The organism is Sphingomonas sp. Leaf231 (assembly GCF_001421995.1).
Taxonomy (GTDB): Bacteria; Pseudomonadota; Alphaproteobacteria; order Sphingomonadales; family Sphingomonadaceae; genus Sphingomonas.
In genome coordinates this window covers 141,437-157,382 of the sequence record NZ_LMLS01000002.1, presented here as the reverse complement: position 1 = coordinate 157,382, position 15,946 = coordinate 141,437, and the positions used below count along the sequence as shown (strand labels likewise).

Genomic DNA, 15,946 nt, shown 5'->3' with positions numbered 1-15,946 from the left:
GGAAGGAACGCACATGAAGGTCACGATCGAAGTCGACTGTACGCCCGAGGAGGCGCGGCGGATGATGGGCCTGCCCGATCTCACGCCGCTGCACGATCAATTCCTGTCACGCATGCGCGAGGCGATCGATGGTCAGGGGCCGTCGCCCGAGATGGTCGCCGCGATGTTCCGCAGCTGGGCACCGGCTGGCGATGCCGGCATGGACTTCTGGCGCCAGCTGTTCGTGCCAGGTGCCAAGACTGGCGCATGATCCGTACCATCTACGCCTTGTCCAGTGGTCGCCCGCCGGCCGCAATCGCGGTGGTACGCGTCAGCGGCCCGCAGGCATCCGCAGCCGGGGCGGCCCTCGCCGGCACCCTGCCCCCGCCACGCCGCGCTGCCTTGCGTCGGCTGCGCAGCCGCGATGGCACCACGCTCGATCAGGCGCTGACGCTGTTCTTCCCCGGCCCCGACACCGCGACCGGGGAGGACCTGGTCGAGCTGCATCTTCACGGGGGACGCGCCGTCGTCGCAGCGGTAGAAGCGGAACTCGCGCTTTACCCCGGATTGTTCGCTGCGCAGCCCGGTGAATTTACGCGCCAGTCGTTGGCCAATGGCCGGCTCGACCTTGCCCAGACCGAGGGGCTCGCGGATCTTCTCGAAGCCGAAACCGAGGCGCAACGACGCGCGGCACTGGCCATGGCCGAAGGTGACCTTAGCCGCATGATCGCGGGATGGCTTGGACGCCTCGGCATGATCGCAGCCGGTGTCGAGGCGGCGCTGGATTTTAGCGATGAGGATGACGTCGCTACCGCGGCTTCGCCTGACGTCGCGGCGCAGGTGCGGCCACTTGTGGACGAAATGAATGCGGTGCTGGTGCGCCCGCCGGTGGAGCGGCTACGCGACGGCGTGGTTGTCGTCATTGCCGGTCCCCGCAACGCCGGCAAGTCGTCGCTGTTCAACGCGCTGCTCGGACGCGATGCCGCGATCGTGACCGACATAGCTGGCACCACGCGCGACCTGCTGGAGGCGTCGGTGTCGCGGCAAGGCATACCGTTCCGGCTGGTCGATACGGCGGGCCTTACCGATCGAACCGACGATCCGGTCGAAGCGCTTGGCATCCTTCGTGCCCAAAACATCCTGTGCACCGCCGACATCGTTCTCTGGCTTGGCGATCCTGCAGCGGCGCCAAGCAGTGCAATATGCGTCAAGGCCAAATCCGACACCGATGCTGACGCGGCGTGCGGCGTCGGTCTTCGAGTGTCCATTCATGATCCCTCGACGATCGACAAATTGTGGGACGCGCTGTCAGCGCATGGCGCGACGATGCTGGACGTCGACAACGCGCCGCTCCTGCGGACCCGCCATATCGCACTTCTCGTCTCGGCATTGGACGAGTTGGTGGCGATCGATGGCACGGACTTGCTAATGGACGCTGAACGACTTCGCATTGCTAACGTGGCCCTTGCTGCGGTAGTCGGCCATGACGCGACGGAGGCCATGCTCGACGCGCTGTTCTCCCGGTTCTGTATCGGCAAATGAGTGTTCCACGTGAAACAATATGATGTGATCGTGGTCGGTGGTGGACATGCCGGCGCCGAGGCTGCGGCAGCCGCCGCGCGCCGCGGGGCCTGGGTCGCCCTCGTGACGCAATCACTGGACCATGTCGGCGTGATGTCGTGCAATCCGTCGATCGGCGGTTTGGGTAAGGGTCACCTCGTCCGCGAAGTCGACGCGCTCGACGGATTGATGGGACGAGCCTCCGACGATGCCGCCATCCATTATCGTATGTTGAATCGCTCGAAGGGTCTGGCGGTTCGTGGTCCACGCATCCAGGCCGACCGATCGTTGTATCGCCGTTCGATCCATCGCCAGTTAGCCCAGCTTCCGGCTCTTCGTCAGGTCGCTGGGGAGGCCGAAGCGCTGGACATCAAGGGCGGCAAGGCGGTGGGAGTGCGACTGGCGAACGGGGGCCACTTAAGTGGTTCGGCCATCGTCCTTGCGACAGGCACCTTCCTTGGTGGACGCATTTTCCGCGGGCATGAGCGAGAAGCCGGCGGTCGCGTCGGAGAGCGACCCTCTACACGGCTCGGCGAGCAACTCCGTGAACTTCGCCTGCCGATGGGGCGATTGAAGACCGGCACTCCTCCTCGGCTCGACGGCCGGACGGTTGATTGGGCGCGGTTGGTCTCTCAGCCCTCGGACGCCGATCAGTGGCGCATGTCGCCAATTTCCACAGGATCGCGACTTCCTCAGCTCGCTTGCGGGATCACGCGTACGAACGACCATACGCACGACCTCATACGAAGCGGCATTGCCGAGTCACCGCTTTTCTCCGGAGCGATCGAGGGCGGCGGACCACGCTATTGCCCGTCGATCGAGGATAAGGTGCATCGCTTCGGCGACCGCGATGGCCACCAGATCTTTCTGGAACCGGAAGGTCTTGATGATCCCACCGTCTACCCGAATGGTATCTCGACGTCGTTGGCGGCTGATGTACAGGTCGCGATGATCCAGTCGATCACCGGCCTTGAGCGCGCGGTCATCTCGCAATTCGGCTACGCCGTCGAATATGACTACGTCGATCCGCGTGCGCTGGACCATCGGCTCGCGCTCGCCGCAATACCCGGAGTTTTTTGCGCGGGTCAGTTGAACGGTACCACCGGCTATGAGGAAGCCGCGGCCCAGGGGGTGATCGCCGGGCTAAATGCCGCTGCATGCGCCTTGGGATTGTCACCTGCCATCGTCGATCGCGCCACCGGTTACATCGGTGTATTGATCGACGACTTGGTGCTTCAGGGGATCAGCGAACCCTATCGCATGCTCACCGCCCGCGCGGAGTACAGGTTGGCTTTGCGCGCGGATAATGCCGAGACGAGGCTATCTAGCTTTGCGGCAGAGCATGGCTGTTTGACTTCAACACGTCGCGATCACATCGATAGCCGGGATCTGATGCGAGTTCGGGCGAGATCCGGTGATACCATCGGCGTGGATCCGGATATCATCCAGGAGGTTGAGGAAGACGAGCGCTATGCACCTTATCTTCAACGACAGGCGGCCGAGATCGAGCGGATGCGTCGCGACGATAACGTCGTCGTCGATGCGTCGGCGGAATCACTGAAGTCGATCGCTGGCCTGTCCAATGAAATGACGGAACGACTGCTCGCGGCAGCGCCGCAGACGTTGGGTGAGGCATCCCGCGTTCGAGGGATAACGCCCGCAGCGCTCGCGGCGTTGTGGCTGCACGCAAGGCGACGGGCATGAACGAAGAAGAAGCACGATTGTGGTGCGAGGTTCGCTACGATCGCCAGACGGTTGAATCGCTCGGGCAGTTCGTAGATATCGTTATCGCTGAAAACGGACGGCAGAACCTCATCTCCCCCGCTAGCTGCTCCGAAATATGGTCGCGTCACATCGTCGACTCAGCGCAGCTAAGCGACTTATCTGACCCGAAAGCACGGACCTGGTTCGACGTCGGCTCCGGCGCAGGCTTTCCCGGCATGGTTATCGCGATGGTTTCGGGTGTGCACATGACGCTGATAGAGCCGCGGGCACGGCGGGCGGCATTTCTGTCCGAAGCGGCCGCGCGACTATCCCTGAAGAATGTGACGGTATGTCAGGCCAAAGCGGAAGGCGTCGAAGGACGTGCCGACGTCATCAGCGCACGTGCGGTGGCGAGCCTTACGACTCTGATCGCCATGACGGGGCATCTGTGTCATGAGCGCACACGATTGATCCTACCGCGCGGCCAAAACGGTGCTAGTGAAGTCGAGCAACTGCCCACCAAAATGCGCGCGATGTTCCACGTGGAACAAAGTCTCACTGACGCGGCATCGGTGATCGTCGTGGCGGATGGAGTGAGAAGCTGATGTTCTGCATCGCGATTGCCAATCAAAAGGGCGGTGTCGGCAAAACGACCAGCGCCATCAATCTTGCGACAGCACTCGCCGCATCCGGCCATAAAGTGCTGCTCGTGGACCTTGACCCACAGGGTAACGCCTCTACTGGCTTGGGGATCACCCAGGCACAACGTCAGCGCTCCAGTTACGACGTATTGATCGACAGCGACGGCGTGGCCGAAGCTGCGGTTGCGACCAACATCCCGTTGCTCGATGTCCTGCCGGCGACAGTGGATTTGTCCGGTGCGGAGATAGAGCTGGTCGAACTCGATCAGCGTACCCATCGCCTGCGCGGCGCTCTTCAACGCGCCAAACGGTCGTGGGACATCGTCCTCATCGACTGCCCCCCTTCCCTAGGCCTGCTTACCATCAACGCGATGGTTGCGGCGGACGCTCTGCTCGTGCCGTTGCAATGTGAGTTCTTCGCGCTTGAGGGTTTGAGCCAGCTGCTGAACACCGTCGAGCGGATACGATCGCGGTTCAATCCCTCGCTATCGATCCTCGGTGTCGCGCTGACGATGTACGATCGGCGCAATCGCCTGACGGAACAGGTGTCGACTGACGTACGTGCCGTGCTTGGCCAGGTCGTGTTCGACACTGTCATCCCACGCAATGTGCGTTTGTCGGAGGCGCCCAGCCATGGGCTTCCTGCCCTGATCTACGATCACAAATGCAGCGGCTCCGAAGCGTATATCGCGCTGGCACGTGAACTGATTCGGCGTTTGCCGAAAATCGAGGATGAAGCAGCGTGAACGATTTCGCCTCCCGCCGGGCCAAGGGTGGCCTCGGTCGCGGCCTGAATGCCCTGCTTGGCGACGTTGCCCAGGACGAACGCGAAACCGGTGAGCGCGGGGCGGCGCGTGGTGCGGTTCGTATGATCCCGGTGTCGGCGATCGCACCCCACCCCGATCAGCCGCGTCGCCACTTCGACGAAGCGGCTCTGGATGAACTCGCCGCATCGATCGCCCAGCGCGGCGTCATCCAGCCGATCATCGTCCGTCCGCATGGTCAGGATTTCCAGATCGTCGCGGGCGAACGACGTTGGCGCGCAGCGCAGCGTGCGCGACTGCATGAAGTGCCGGTCGTCGTCCGCGACTATACCGACAGCGAGACGCTGCAGATCGCATTACTGGAGAATATCCAGCGTCAGGACCTCAATGCGATCGAGGAGGCGCGCGCTTACCAGCGGCTGCTCGACGAATTCGGGCATACGCAAGAGGAACTGGCTCGCGCGGTCCACAAGTCGCGCAGCCACGTTGCGAACCTGCTGCGTCTGCTGGATTTGCCCCCGGAGATTCAGGCGCAGGTCGTGGAGGGCAAGCTGGCGATGGGTCATGCCCGCGCGCTGATCGGCGCAGCTGACCCGATCGCACTTGCGGATCAGGTACTGAGCCAGGGTCTTTCGGTGCGCCAGACCGAAAAGCTCGCCAGCAACGACAAGCATGGTTCCGCTCCGACGCGCACGTCCTCGTCGCGCCCGGCACCATTGTCCCCGCAAGGGGGCAGCGCCGATATCGAAGCACTGGAACGGCAACTTGCCGACCTCCTCGGCCTGCGTGTCCACATCACCTTCAACGACGATGGTCGCGGTGCGATCACGCTGGACTATAGCTCGCTGGAACAACTCGACATGGTATGTCAGCGGCTCAGCGGTGAACGTATCTAGGCGGACGGACGACGGCATCGCGTTCGTGCGAGCTGCCGACACCGCAGCACCAGTGCGATGCGGGCGATCAGCGAACGGAGCGGGCCAAGCGCATCAGGAACATGTCCGCCACCACCCGTCCTGCCGGGCCGGCGGCGATCACCTCGCGCTCGACGCGCCGCACCGCTTGCTGCGCCGCCACCAGCGCCGGCAGCGTCCAGCGTCGTAGCGCCGCCGCCGTTGCGGCTTCCTCGCGCCAGAACACGCGATGCCGCTTCATGACCTGCTCCACGCCCTCCCCGGCATCGATGGCACCGCGCATCTCCGCCAGCGTCACCATCCGCCGCCCGAGCGCACGCAGGATCGGGATCGGCGAGGCATCCGGCCCCTGCATTCGGCGCAGGCTCTCGACCAGGCCTGCCACATCCCCCGCGGTAGCGGTGAGCACGATCTCGCCGATCTCGCCCTCCGCAATCTCGGCTCCGATCGCCTCCAGCGCGCCTTCGTCGGCATCCACCGGGCGATCGGCTGCGGCGTCGAGATAAAGCGCCAGCTTTTCGACTTCGCGCATCATCACGGATCGGTCGCCGTCGCTGCCACGGATGATGCGCTGCACCGCCGGCGGGGTCAGCCGCAGACCAGCGTCACGTGCCAGTTGGGCGACGATCGCCGCCGCGTCGCGGGCACCCGGCGGGTAGCAGGCGAATGCCAGCGCCCGATCGGAATCCAGCGCCATCTTGACCAACTTTCCGGTCGCCTTGGCAGTCGGTGCAAGCATGATGACGGGATTTCCGGTCCGATCCGCTTCCAGCAACGACTCGACCGCCCCCAGCGATTCCTCGCCAGCGGCGGATACACGAACGAAGCGGGTTCCACCGAACAACGAAAGCGACGCGGCCTCGTCCGCCAGCCGCGCGGCATCGTTGCGCAGCGTCGCTCCATCGAGATCGATCCGCTCCGCCCCGTCGCCCATTCCGCGCGACAATCGCGCCACGAACGCCTGCGCCACCGCCTCGTCCGGGCCATAAAGCAGATACAGCCGGATATCCGCCGGCGGGCGGTCCAGCGCCGCGTTCAGCCGCGCTTCGGTCGCCTTCATGGCGTCGGCGGCTGCGTCCGCCGTGCGTATAGCGCCAGCCGCGCCACGATCTGATCGGCGATCGTCTCGGACAGTCGTTCGAGAGCCGTGCTCTCTGCGGCGATCGTCGCATATTCCGATCCGACCACGTCGATTCCCGCATCGGACCCCGCCGTAGCGTCCAGCACCACCGATCCGCTCGCCGCATCGATCAACTGATAGCGCGCGCGCAACGTCCGCCGCTCGCGCGCCACCGAATCGTCGCTCCGCGCGCCAAGACCGACGATCTGGTCGTCCAGCCGCACGTTCAGCCGGTAGCGCGCCGAACCCCCGCCGATAGCCGTCAACCGCTCCTGCAACGCACCGCTCACTAACCAGCCTGCCTTGCCCTCGATCGGCGCGACCTCGACCTCGCCCAGCGTGCCCGCGATCGGCCCGCTGCCGCCGCCGGTGTACAGCGGCGTCAGTCCGCACCCGCCCAGCGGTGCCGCCACCAGCAGCAGCGCGATCAGCGATGCCGCCTTGCTCACGCGACCAGATTCACGAGCCGGTCGGGCACCACGATCACCTTGCGCGGAGTCTTGCCTTCCAGTGCGCGGATGACCTTGTCGGATGCCAGCGCCGCGGCCTCGGCCTCTTCCCTGGCCATCCCCTTGGGCAGCATCAACGTATCGCGCAGCTTGCCGTTGACCTGCACCGCGATCGTCACCTCGTCATCAACCAGCAACGCAGCGTCGACGGTCGGCCATGCGGCATCGGCGATCAAGCCCTCGCCGCCCCGCGCGGCCCACGCCTCTTCGGCGATATGCGGGGCCATCGGCGCGACCAGTCGCATCAACGCCGCCACGGCTGCGTCGCGCGAAGCGGACGGGGTCGCCTTCTCGATCGCACTCACCAGCTCGTATAGCTTGGCCACCGCCTTGTTGAACGACAGCGCCTCGATGTCCTCGCCGATGCCCGCGATCGCCCGGTGCACGCGCCGGTCGAGCGCGACATCGGTCGCGGCGGCATCGCCCGCCGGCGTCGCCTCGAACAACCGCCACAGCCGCTGCACGAAGCGCCACGCGCCCTCGATGCCATTCTCGCTCCACTCCAGATCGCGCTCCGGCGGCGAGTCCGACAGCATGAACCACCGCACCGCGTCCGCGCCATATTGATCGACGATCGGCTCCGGATCGATGGTGTTCTTCTTGGACTTGGACATCTTCTCGATGCGGCCGCGAATGATCGGGATCGAGGCCCCGTCCGCCGTCTGGAAAAACAGCTTGCCACCCTCGCCGACGCTCAGATCCGATGGCGCCACCCACAAGGCACCCGGCGGGCCGTCATGATCCGGAATGTCGAGCTGGTAGGTTTCGTGCGTCACCATGCCCTGCGTGAACAGGCCGGTGAACGGCTCGGCCAGGTCGATCAGCCCGACATGACGCAGCGCTCGCGTCCAGAATCGCGCATAGAGCAAGTGGAGGATCGCATGTTCGACCCCGCCGATATACTGTCCCACCGGCAGCCAGCTTTCCGCCACCGCACGGTCGAACGGCCGATCCTCCGGCTGACTGGCGAAGCGAATGAAATACCACGAAGAATCCGCAAACGTGTCCAGCGTGTCGGTATCGCGCAGCGCATCGGCCCCGCACGACGGGCACGCGACGTGCTTCCACGTGGGATGCCGGTCCAGCGGGTTGCCCGGAACGTCGAACGTCACATCCTCGGGCAAACGCACCGGCAATTGCTCGCGTGGCACCGGCACTTCACCACATGTCGCGCAATGTACGACCGGGATCGGCGTGCCCCAGTAACGCTGGCGGCTGACGCCCCAGTCGCGCAGCCGGTAGACGGTCGATCCCTGTCCCCAGCCGCCGGCCTCCGCACGCGCGATCACCGCGCGCTTGGCGTCGTCGATCTCCAACCCGTCGAGGAACTGCGAGTTCACCAGTCGTCCGGGGCCGCTATAGGCGGCATCTCCGTCGAACATCGTCTCGATCTTCTCGCCATCGGCCACCACGCGGCGGATCGGCAGCGCATATTTGGTCGCGAAGTCGAAATCGCGCTGGTCGTGCGCCGGCACCCCGAAAACCGCGCCCGTGCCATAGTCCATCAGCACGAAATTGGCGACGTACACCGGCAACTCGCCCGCGCCGAACGGATGCGTCGCGGTCAGGCCGGTATCGAACCCGAGCTTCTCCTGCGTTTCCAGCTCGGCCGCGGTCGTCCCGCCCTGCTTGCACCGCTCCACGAACGCCGCCGCGGCCTCGTCCCGCGCCGCCAGCGCCCGCGCGATCGGGTGATCCGCCGCCACCGCGACGAAGCTCGCGCCGAACATCGTGTCGGGGCGCGTCGTATACACCTCCACCGATCCACCGTCGGACAACGTGAAGCGGAACTGCAGGCCCTGGCTCTTGCCGATCCAGTTTTCCTGCATCAACCGCACCTTGTCCGGCCAATGCTCCAGGCTGCCCAGCCCGTCGACCAGTTCGTCGGCGAATTGCGTGATCTTCAGGAACCACTGGCTCAGCTTGCGCTTCTCGACCAGCGCGCCGGACCGCCATCCGCGTCCGTCGATCACCTGTTCGTTGGCCAGCACGGTCATGTCGACCGGGTCCCAATTAACCGCCGATTCCTTGCGGTACACCAGCCCGGCCTTGTAGAAATCGAGGAACAGCGCCTGTTCGTGACCGTAATATTCCGGCTCGCACGTCGCCAGTTCACGCGTCCAGTCGAGCGCGAAGCCCAGCCGCTTCAGTTGCGCCTTCATCGCCGCGATGTTCGCGCGGGTCCAGTTGCCGGGATGGACGCCTTTTTCCATCGCCGCGTTTTCAGCGGGCATACCGAAGGCGTCCCACCCCATCGGGTGCAGCACTTCGTGCCCGGTCATCCGGCGGTACCGCGCCAGCACGTCGCCCATCGTGTAGTTGCGGACGTGTCCCATGTGGATCTTCCCCGATGGATAGGGGAACATTTCCAGCACATAGCTCTTGGGCTTCGGGCTGTCGTCACGCGCGGCGAACGTCGCCTGCGTATCCCACACCTGTTGCCAGTGCGCGTCGGCCTTCAGCGCGTTGAAGCGGGTCGCCATGATGTCCGTCGCCGCCTCAGCCGGTCACCGCGCCGCGGCGCAGGTCGCGCGCACGCGTCAGGATGATGTCTTCCAGCTTCTGCGTCGTTGCGGCCTCCACCGGGGAGGAGACCCACTGCCCGCCGCGATTCACCTCGCGCAGCGCCGCCACGCGCACCGCATCGGCGCGCAGGTCCTGATCCAGGATCGACACCGTCACCTTCATGCGCTCGCCCGGCACCTGCGGGTTCACATACCAGTCGGTCACCACGACCCCCCCGTTGGAATCGGTCTGAAGCAGCGGCATGAAGCTGAGCGTATCGAGCGTGGCGCGCCACAGATAGGCGTTGACGCCGATCGTCGTCACGCGCGACGCGGCCAGATCGCCTTCGGGCCGCCCGCCACGACCACCGCAGGCCGACAGGGTCAGCGACAGGGCAACGGCGGCGGACAGGCCAGCCGCAAGGCGCGTGGGGCGGAACATCGGCAACGTCCTTACAGGGAATTCGGGTGATCGCGCCCGCTCTACCCGTACCGCCAGCGCCCGGCAAGCGCGCCACATTGTGGACATGATGCAACAGGTACGGGACAAAGCGTGGTGGTGGTAATGGACTCGGAACGGATTCCTGTTACGCCCGCTCCATTGGTCGGACAGATTCGTCCGCCAAAAGGGGAAGAACACGATCGTGGCCGCAGAACGCCGCATCGCTGCATGTATCGGGGGGGCCTTGCTGGTCGCCGCCGTTGCGGCCGTGCCCGCGCTGGGCGCCGCGGATTCGTCCCCGCATGTCATCCGCAAGATGTCCCCTGCACCACGCATGGCGGGTTCTTTCACACCATCGGCCGCCGATCCGAAGCTTGCGGCGCTGTTCGCACGTGGCGGGCTGGACGCCAGCGGCTTCCGCTTCACCCCGTCCGAAACCCGCACGGGCAATCGCGCGGTGACGGTGGCCGTACGTGCGCGCTCCAGCACCGCGGCACGCGACGCGACGCGCTACGCATCCTCGACGGCGCAAACCGTCGGCCTTGCGCCGATCGCCTACAATCTCGGCGTCGCGGTCGGGTGGAAGCGGTTCGCCATCTCCGGCGACGTGGCCAAGGTCGATCTCGCCGGGCTGCCGGGCAGCCGTGAGGCGGCCGATGTCGCATTCAGCTATTCGGGCTCGAAGTGGAGCGGCCGTGTCGGGGCCAGCGCCGATCGTCCGCTACCGGGCACGCCGCGCGCGCTGACCGAGCCGAACAGCTATTCGATCGATGTCGGTGGCAGCTATTCGCTCACCCGCAACCTCGATCTGACCGCGGGCATGCGACTGAAGACCGACCGTGAGCGTCTGGCGCGGGTCGATGACGATCGTCGTGACAGCCAGGCCGTCTACGTCGGCACCGCCTTCCGCTTCTAGCCGCGCGGTGGCCCGGTCGCGGCTATCGGAACTTCGACCGGCAGCATTCACATCAGACTCGCGGTAAACCTGCGGCTGAAGATGCTCGCTACCGCATAGCCGTCCGCACCACATCCTCCGTTCAAGCGAACGGGGGACCCCCTTCACCCACGTCGTCATTGCGAACGAGGCGAAGCGATCAGCGGGCGGACAAGCATCCCCTGCCCAACCCGCCACGCCCGCGATCTTCAATCCACGCGACGATCAGCACCGGCTTCGCGACCTCCGCCATCCCACGCATCGATCGCGGCGAAGCCGTCGAACCCCATCGCTCTAAGCCGCAGCCGCCAGCGGCGCTCATCCATGCCGCCAAGCGCGATGCTGGTCACCGGCAACCCGCGCGCCACCGCCGCTGCCCGCACCGGACCCAGCGTCGGCGCACCCGGATGCGACCGCGTCGCGAACACCGGCGACACGAACACCACCCGCGCTCCCGCCCGCACACCCGCGATCGCCTCGCGTCGATCATGCCCCGGCCACGTCACCGCCGCTCTTCCGCGCCGCCCATGCACGCCCGCTTCGCCGCGCATCGGCAGATCGCCCGCACGCACCAGCACCAGCCCGCGACGCCGGGCGATCTTTCGGATTCGCTCGAACAGGATCCGTCGTTCGAAAAAAGGTGTTTCATGATGGCGGAAAACGACGCCAGCACCCCGGGGCAATCGTGCCAATGCGCGCCACAACCCCTCCCCCTGGCGTTCATCGGTCATCAGCCAGCGGATGGGGTGGCGGGCGGGCATGACGCTGCCTATAGCGCGCCCGATGACCCCAGACGACCGTCTCGCCGCGATTCACGCGCGCATCGCGTCCGCCGCCCGCCCCGCGCGCCGCGATCCCGCCGACGTCACGCTGGTGGCGATCTCGAAAACGCATCCCGTCGAGGCTATCCGACCGCTCTTGGCGGCGGGCCACCGGGATTTCGGCGAGAACCGCGTTCAGGAAGCGCAGGCAAAATGGCCCGCGTTGCGGGAGGAATTCGGTGCTGTGCGACTGCACCTTGTCGGACAATTGCAGTCGAACAAGGCGGCCGAGGCCGTGGCGCTGGTCGATGCGATTCACAGCGTGGACCGCTCGTCGCTCATCGCTGCCCTGGCCCGCGCCATGGACGCCGCCGGCCGTCGACCGGCGTGCTTTATTCAGGTAAATATAGGGGAAGAGCCGCAGAAGGGCGGCTGTGCCATCGCCGACCTGCCCGCGCTGCTTGCCAAAGCCCGCGCCGCCACCTTGCCGGTGGCCGGGCTGATGTGTGTGCCCCCCGCCAACGTAGAGCCCGCGCCCTATTTTGCGCTGCTGGCGAAGATCGCCCGTGATTCCGGTGTGTTGGGGCTGAGCATGGGCATGTCTGACGACGTCGAGCAGGCCGTTTCGCTCGGCGCCACCCACATCCGCGTCGGCTCGGCGCTGTTCGGAGACCGTGCATGACCCCTCGCTTCGACGCCTTGCTCTTCGATTTCGATGGCGTCCTGATCGAAAGCGAGGCGATGGGTAATCGCCACATCGCCGATTACCTCACCGCCGCCGGCCATCCCACCACCGCAGAGGAGTCGATGGCAAACTTCATGGGTTTGGCAGGAAAGGACTTTCTTGCCGCAGTCGAGGCCCATATCGGCCGTCCGATCCCGGAGGATTTTCACGCCGCCCGCATGATCGAGAACGAGCGTTGCCTTGCGGAAGGCATTGCCGAGGTCGCGGGAGCGACCGCCTTCATCCTCACGCTGCCCCCGACATTACGTCGGGCGGTGGTATCGTCCAGTCGCGTACGCTGGATTGCCACCCACCTCGACCACCTCGGACTGCGCGACGCGTTCGGCCCGCATCTCTACTCCGGCGCGGAACATGTCGCCAACGGCAAACCAGCACCAGATCTGTATCTCCTTGCCGCTGAAAAGCTGGGGGTTTCGATCGAACGATGCGCGATCATCGAGGATTCGCCGGTGGGTGCGACGGGTGCTGTCGCCAGCGGCGGCTATGTCATCGGCCTTACCGCCGGCGGCCATTGCGGCGCGACCCACGGTGACCGCCTGCGCGCGATCGGCGTCGACGCAATCGCGCACGACTTCACCCAAGTGGCTGCACTGCTTTCATAAACCCACCACCTACAGCTGATGGCCGGTACGATCGCGCTTGGTCGCCAGATAGCGTTCGTTGTGCGGGTTGGGCGGCAGGGCGTGCGCCACCCGCTCGACGACCGTCACCCCCGCCGCCTCCAGCCCGGCCACCTTTCCGGGATTGTTGGTCAGCAAGCGCACACGGTCCTGCCCCAACAATTGCAGCATCCGCGCCGCCACGCCGAAATCCCGGGCATCCACGGCAAAGCCAAGCCGGGTATTGGCATCCACGGTGTCAAAGCCTTGATCCTGCAAAGCATAGGCACGCAGCTTGTTGACCAGCCCAATCCCGCGCCCCTCCTGTCTGAGGTAGAGCAAGACGCCCCACCCCGCGCCGGAAATCGCCCGGATCGCGGCATGCAGTTGCGGACCGCAATCGCACTTCAGGCTGCCAAGTACATCACCGGTCAGGCATTCGCTGTGCAGGCGCACCAGCGGCGGCGTCCCGTCCGACCTGCCGACTATCAGGGCGACGTGCTCATCAGCGCTCTCCGGTGAACGAAAGGCAACGATCTCGGAGTGTTCGGCACCCTCCACGGGCAAGCGCGCCCGCACCGCAACGGTCAGCCGCCCCGCATCCTCATGCGCCGCGATATCCTCCACCGACACCACCTGTTCGGCACCGTCGAACCCGACGACAAAGGCCGGCAACAGGCCCGCGATTCGCGCCAGCCGTAATGCCGCCGCGGCCGCACGCGGCGCGGCGACGGGGATCGTGCGAAACGGCCCCTTCAACGGTGTTGCCAGATCGAATTGCGGATCGGCCAGCGCGGTTGCCAGTGCCATGTCGAACCATGGCGCATGTTCGATCATCACCGGGCGGTCGGGACTCGTCGCATCGCGTTGATTCGACAACTTCAATGTCTCGGCTCGTCCGCTCGACAGCAGGATGTCGAACCCTCGCTCACCGGCGAAGCGCTCCAGCCGCTCGCGGTCGGCGGTCTCGATGGCCAGCAACACCAACGGCGGCTCCCCCACCGCATGTATCGTGATCGGCCAGCCGCGACGCATCGCGTCGATCGCGCGCGCCGCATCGTTGGCGCTCACCAGTCGAACTCGGTCATGATCGGCACATGGTCGGAGGGTTTCAGCCAATTACGACATGATTCGAAGACGGTATGCGCAGTCGCCTTCTTTGCGACGTCTTGCGTCGCCCACATATGGTCCAGCCGACGACCGCGATCGTTCTTCGTCCAGTCAGGCGATCGGTAGCTCCACCACGTATGGAGCCGGGCCGGCGCCGGATGGAAATGGCGCCCAAGATCGACCCAGTCGTTCGACGCCTTCAATCGATCGAGTGCGTCGACCTCGACGGGGGTGTGACTGACCACCTTCAGCAATGCCTTGTGACTCCACACGTCACTGGGCAACGGCGCGATGTTGAAATCGCCAGTTAGGATCGTCGGAATGGTGAGCGTCTCCGACCACCGGGTCATCCGCTCCACGAAATCCAGCTTTTGCCCGAACTTGGCGTTGATCTCGCGGTCGGGCACGTCACCGCCCGCCGGTACATAGACATTCTCGATCCGCACGCCGTTCGGCAACCGGACCCCCAGATGCCGCGCCTCGCGATTGGCTTGCCAATCCAGCCGGTCATCCTCGACCATCGGCACCCGCGCGACGATCGCGACACCGTGATGCATCCGCTGGCCGTGGAGCAGAATGTGGTCGTAACCCAGGGCCTGGAATGCACCCGCCGGAAAGTCGGCATCGATAACCTTGGTCTCCTGGAGACAAAGCACATCCGGCTCCACCTCGCGCAGGAATTGCTCGACGATGTCGATCCGGAAGCGGACCGAATTGATGTTCCAGGATACGATCTTCACGGCCGGTTGGTTAGACCTCAGCCGTAAGGGGAGCAAGACCACCGCCGTTGGCACCGGCTCCGCCTACACGCCACGAGAAACGCTATTCCGCCAAATGGAAAGGCCCCCGCTCCGGGGGCGTGGAGCGAGGGCCGACTCAGCGTTCGTCACGCAAGCGATAGGTGAAAAGCCGGGCAACAGGGGGAAAATCCCGGCGGCCCACCGACCGTGCAAACATCATTAACGATGCGAGTCTTTCGCGAAGATGAACGAATTGGAAAAATTTACCGTGTTTAGCCCGTTCGCCCCTGCCGCCGTGGGTCGGTCCAGCGAAAGGTCGCATCCGAGACGGGCACGTTGAAACGCTGTTCGCTCAGCCGCAGCGTCGTGCGATTGCCCTGGCTGTCCAGCGCCGCCCAACCCTGTAGCATCAATCCCGCAGGTGCATCGGGCCTGCGCGCGAACACCAGCGTGATCCGGCCATATTCCGGATGCTTGGCGTCGTACGCCTCGACCGACAGGACCGCCGGGTTGGTCGAAGGCACGATCTTGGCGTAGCGGGAAATATCCCGCGTTGGATCCAGCAACACGCCGAGCGGCGAATTGCCGATCGGCCAACGTTGTACCTGCCTGACCGAATAGTCGATGAACGTCAGCGCCTTGCCATCGCCGACGATCAGCAGCGGCACGCCCTTCTGATATTGGAAGCGGATCTTGCCCGGCTTCTTCAGCGTCAGCGTGCCGGTCAGCACTTGCCCGTTGCGGTCGGTCTGGCTGAACGCGGCAGTCATCGAGTTCGTGCCGGCGATCGAACGCTGTACCGCCGCAAGATCCGGATCACCCTGCGCTGCGACCGGTACCGCCATCGTCGCCAGTGCAACGAACGGCAGGTGATATTTGGGCATGACAGCTCCTGTCAGAGACGATCGTGGCGTCCTGTC

17 protein-coding genes are annotated in these 15,946 nt (G+C 65.3%); 9 read left to right on the top strand and 8 right to left on the bottom strand.

What is annotated here, in order from left to right; all coding sequences use genetic code 11:
* Positions 1 to 13: 13 nt before the first annotated feature.
* From ASE95_RS07015 to ASE95_RS06990, 6 genes are read left to right on the top strand one after another with little or no spacing between them, the layout of a single operon-like run.
* Entirely contained in the window at positions 14 to 250 is a 237-nt protein-coding gene (locus ASE95_RS07015; protein WP_056635840.1) for a DUF6489 family protein, read from the top strand.
* Entirely contained in the window at positions 247 to 1,521 is a 1,275-nt protein-coding gene (gene mnmE / locus ASE95_RS07010) for a tRNA uridine-5-carboxymethylaminomethyl(34) synthesis GTPase MnmE (RefSeq protein ID WP_056633768.1), read from the top strand. The genes ASE95_RS07015 and mnmE overlap by 4 nt, the downstream gene beginning before the upstream one ends.
* Positions 1,522 to 3,243 carry a tRNA uridine-5-carboxymethylaminomethyl(34) synthesis enzyme MnmG gene (gene mnmG, locus ASE95_RS07005; RefSeq protein ID WP_082449996.1) on the top strand — a complete coding sequence of 574 codons (1,722 nt, stop codon included), beginning with the start codon at positions 1,522 to 1,524 and terminating at the stop codon, positions 3,241 to 3,243. It abuts the gene before it with no gap.
* Positions 3,240 to 3,848, top strand: a complete 609-nt coding sequence (gene rsmG, locus ASE95_RS07000; protein ID WP_056635833.1) for a 16S rRNA (guanine(527)-N(7))-methyltransferase RsmG — start codon at positions 3,240 to 3,242, stop codon at positions 3,846 to 3,848. The genes mnmG and rsmG overlap by 4 nt, the downstream gene beginning before the upstream one ends.
* Positions 3,848 to 4,630, top strand: a complete 783-nt coding sequence (locus tag ASE95_RS06995) for a ParA family protein (protein WP_056633765.1) — start codon at positions 3,848 to 3,850, stop codon at positions 4,628 to 4,630. The genes rsmG and ASE95_RS06995 overlap by 1 nt, the downstream gene beginning before the upstream one ends.
* Positions 4,627 to 5,544: a ParB/RepB/Spo0J family partition protein gene (locus ASE95_RS06990; RefSeq protein ID WP_056633762.1), complete on the top strand. Its 918-nt coding sequence runs from the start codon at positions 4,627 to 4,629 to the stop codon at positions 5,542 to 5,544. Before ASE95_RS06995 ends, ASE95_RS06990 begins: the two co-directional genes overlap by 4 nt.
* A gap of 67 nt (positions 5,545 to 5,611) precedes the next feature.
* Here ASE95_RS06990 and holA read toward each other — a convergent pair whose 3' ends face one another.
* Genes holA through ASE95_RS06970 form a run of 4 tightly spaced genes read right to left on the bottom strand, consistent with a single transcriptional unit; the run spans position 5,612 to position 10,137 of the window.
* Positions 5,612 to 6,622: a DNA polymerase III subunit delta gene (gene holA, locus ASE95_RS06985; protein WP_056633759.1), complete on the bottom strand. Its 1,011-nt coding sequence runs from the start codon at positions 6,620 to 6,622 to the stop codon at positions 5,612 to 5,614.
* Positions 6,619 to 7,131, bottom strand: coding sequence for an LPS assembly lipoprotein LptE (gene lptE / locus ASE95_RS06980; RefSeq protein WP_056633756.1), 513 nt, complete (start codon positions 7,129 to 7,131; stop codon positions 6,619 to 6,621). The genes holA and lptE overlap by 4 nt, the downstream gene beginning before the upstream one ends.
* Positions 7,128 to 9,674 (bottom strand): leucine--tRNA ligase, encoded by a 2,547-nt coding sequence (leuS, locus tag ASE95_RS06975; RefSeq protein ID WP_056633753.1) that lies wholly within the window; start codon positions 9,672 to 9,674, stop codon positions 7,128 to 7,130. Before leuS ends, lptE begins: the two co-directional genes overlap by 4 nt.
* Before the next feature lie 16 nt (positions 9,675 to 9,690).
* Positions 9,691 to 10,137, bottom strand: a complete 447-nt coding sequence (locus ASE95_RS06970) for a DUF3576 domain-containing protein (RefSeq protein ID WP_056633750.1) — start codon at positions 10,135 to 10,137, stop codon at positions 9,691 to 9,693.
* Positions 10,138 to 10,471: 334 nt separating this feature from the next.
* Between ASE95_RS06970 and ASE95_RS06965 the strand changes: the two genes are divergently transcribed.
* Positions 10,472 to 11,053: a hypothetical protein gene (locus ASE95_RS06965; RefSeq protein WP_235528227.1), complete on the top strand. Its 582-nt coding sequence runs from the start codon at positions 10,472 to 10,474 to the stop codon at positions 11,051 to 11,053.
* A 227-nt stretch (positions 11,054 to 11,280) separates the two neighbouring features.
* On the opposite strand, the gene ASE95_RS06960 is transcribed toward ASE95_RS06965, so the two are convergent.
* Entirely contained in the window at positions 11,281 to 11,802 is a 522-nt protein-coding gene (locus tag ASE95_RS06960; RefSeq protein WP_235528226.1) for a thiamine phosphate synthase, read from the bottom strand.
* A 52-nt stretch (positions 11,803 to 11,854) separates the two neighbouring features.
* Between ASE95_RS06960 and ASE95_RS06955 the strand changes: the two genes are divergently transcribed.
* Together ASE95_RS06955 and ASE95_RS06950 are read left to right on the top strand one after the other, a co-directional pair.
* Positions 11,855 to 12,514: a YggS family pyridoxal phosphate-dependent enzyme gene (locus ASE95_RS06955; protein ID WP_056635827.1), complete on the top strand. Its 660-nt coding sequence runs from the start codon at positions 11,855 to 11,857 to the stop codon at positions 12,512 to 12,514.
* Positions 12,511 to 13,179 carry an HAD family hydrolase gene (locus tag ASE95_RS06950; protein ID WP_056633745.1) on the top strand — a complete coding sequence of 223 codons (669 nt, stop codon included), beginning with the start codon at positions 12,511 to 12,513 and terminating at the stop codon, positions 13,177 to 13,179. Before ASE95_RS06955 ends, ASE95_RS06950 begins: the two co-directional genes overlap by 4 nt.
* 9 nt (positions 13,180 to 13,188) lie before the next feature.
* Here the strand turns inward: ASE95_RS06950 and ribA are convergent, their stop codons facing one another.
* From ribA to ASE95_RS06935, 3 genes are all read right to left on the bottom strand, one after another.
* Positions 13,189 to 14,211, bottom strand: a complete 1,023-nt coding sequence (gene ribA / locus ASE95_RS06945; RefSeq protein ID WP_056635824.1) for a GTP cyclohydrolase II — start codon at positions 14,209 to 14,211, stop codon at positions 13,189 to 13,191.
* A gap of 32 nt (positions 14,212 to 14,243) precedes the next feature.
* Positions 14,244 to 15,026 (bottom strand): exodeoxyribonuclease III, encoded by a 783-nt coding sequence (locus tag ASE95_RS06940; RefSeq protein WP_056633742.1) that lies wholly within the window; start codon positions 15,024 to 15,026, stop codon positions 14,244 to 14,246.
* 272 nt (positions 15,027 to 15,298) lie between these two features.
* Positions 15,299 to 15,910: a LolA family protein gene (locus tag ASE95_RS06935; protein WP_056633738.1), complete on the bottom strand. Its 612-nt coding sequence runs from the start codon at positions 15,908 to 15,910 to the stop codon at positions 15,299 to 15,301.
* Positions 15,911 to 15,946 lie beyond the last annotated feature (36 nt).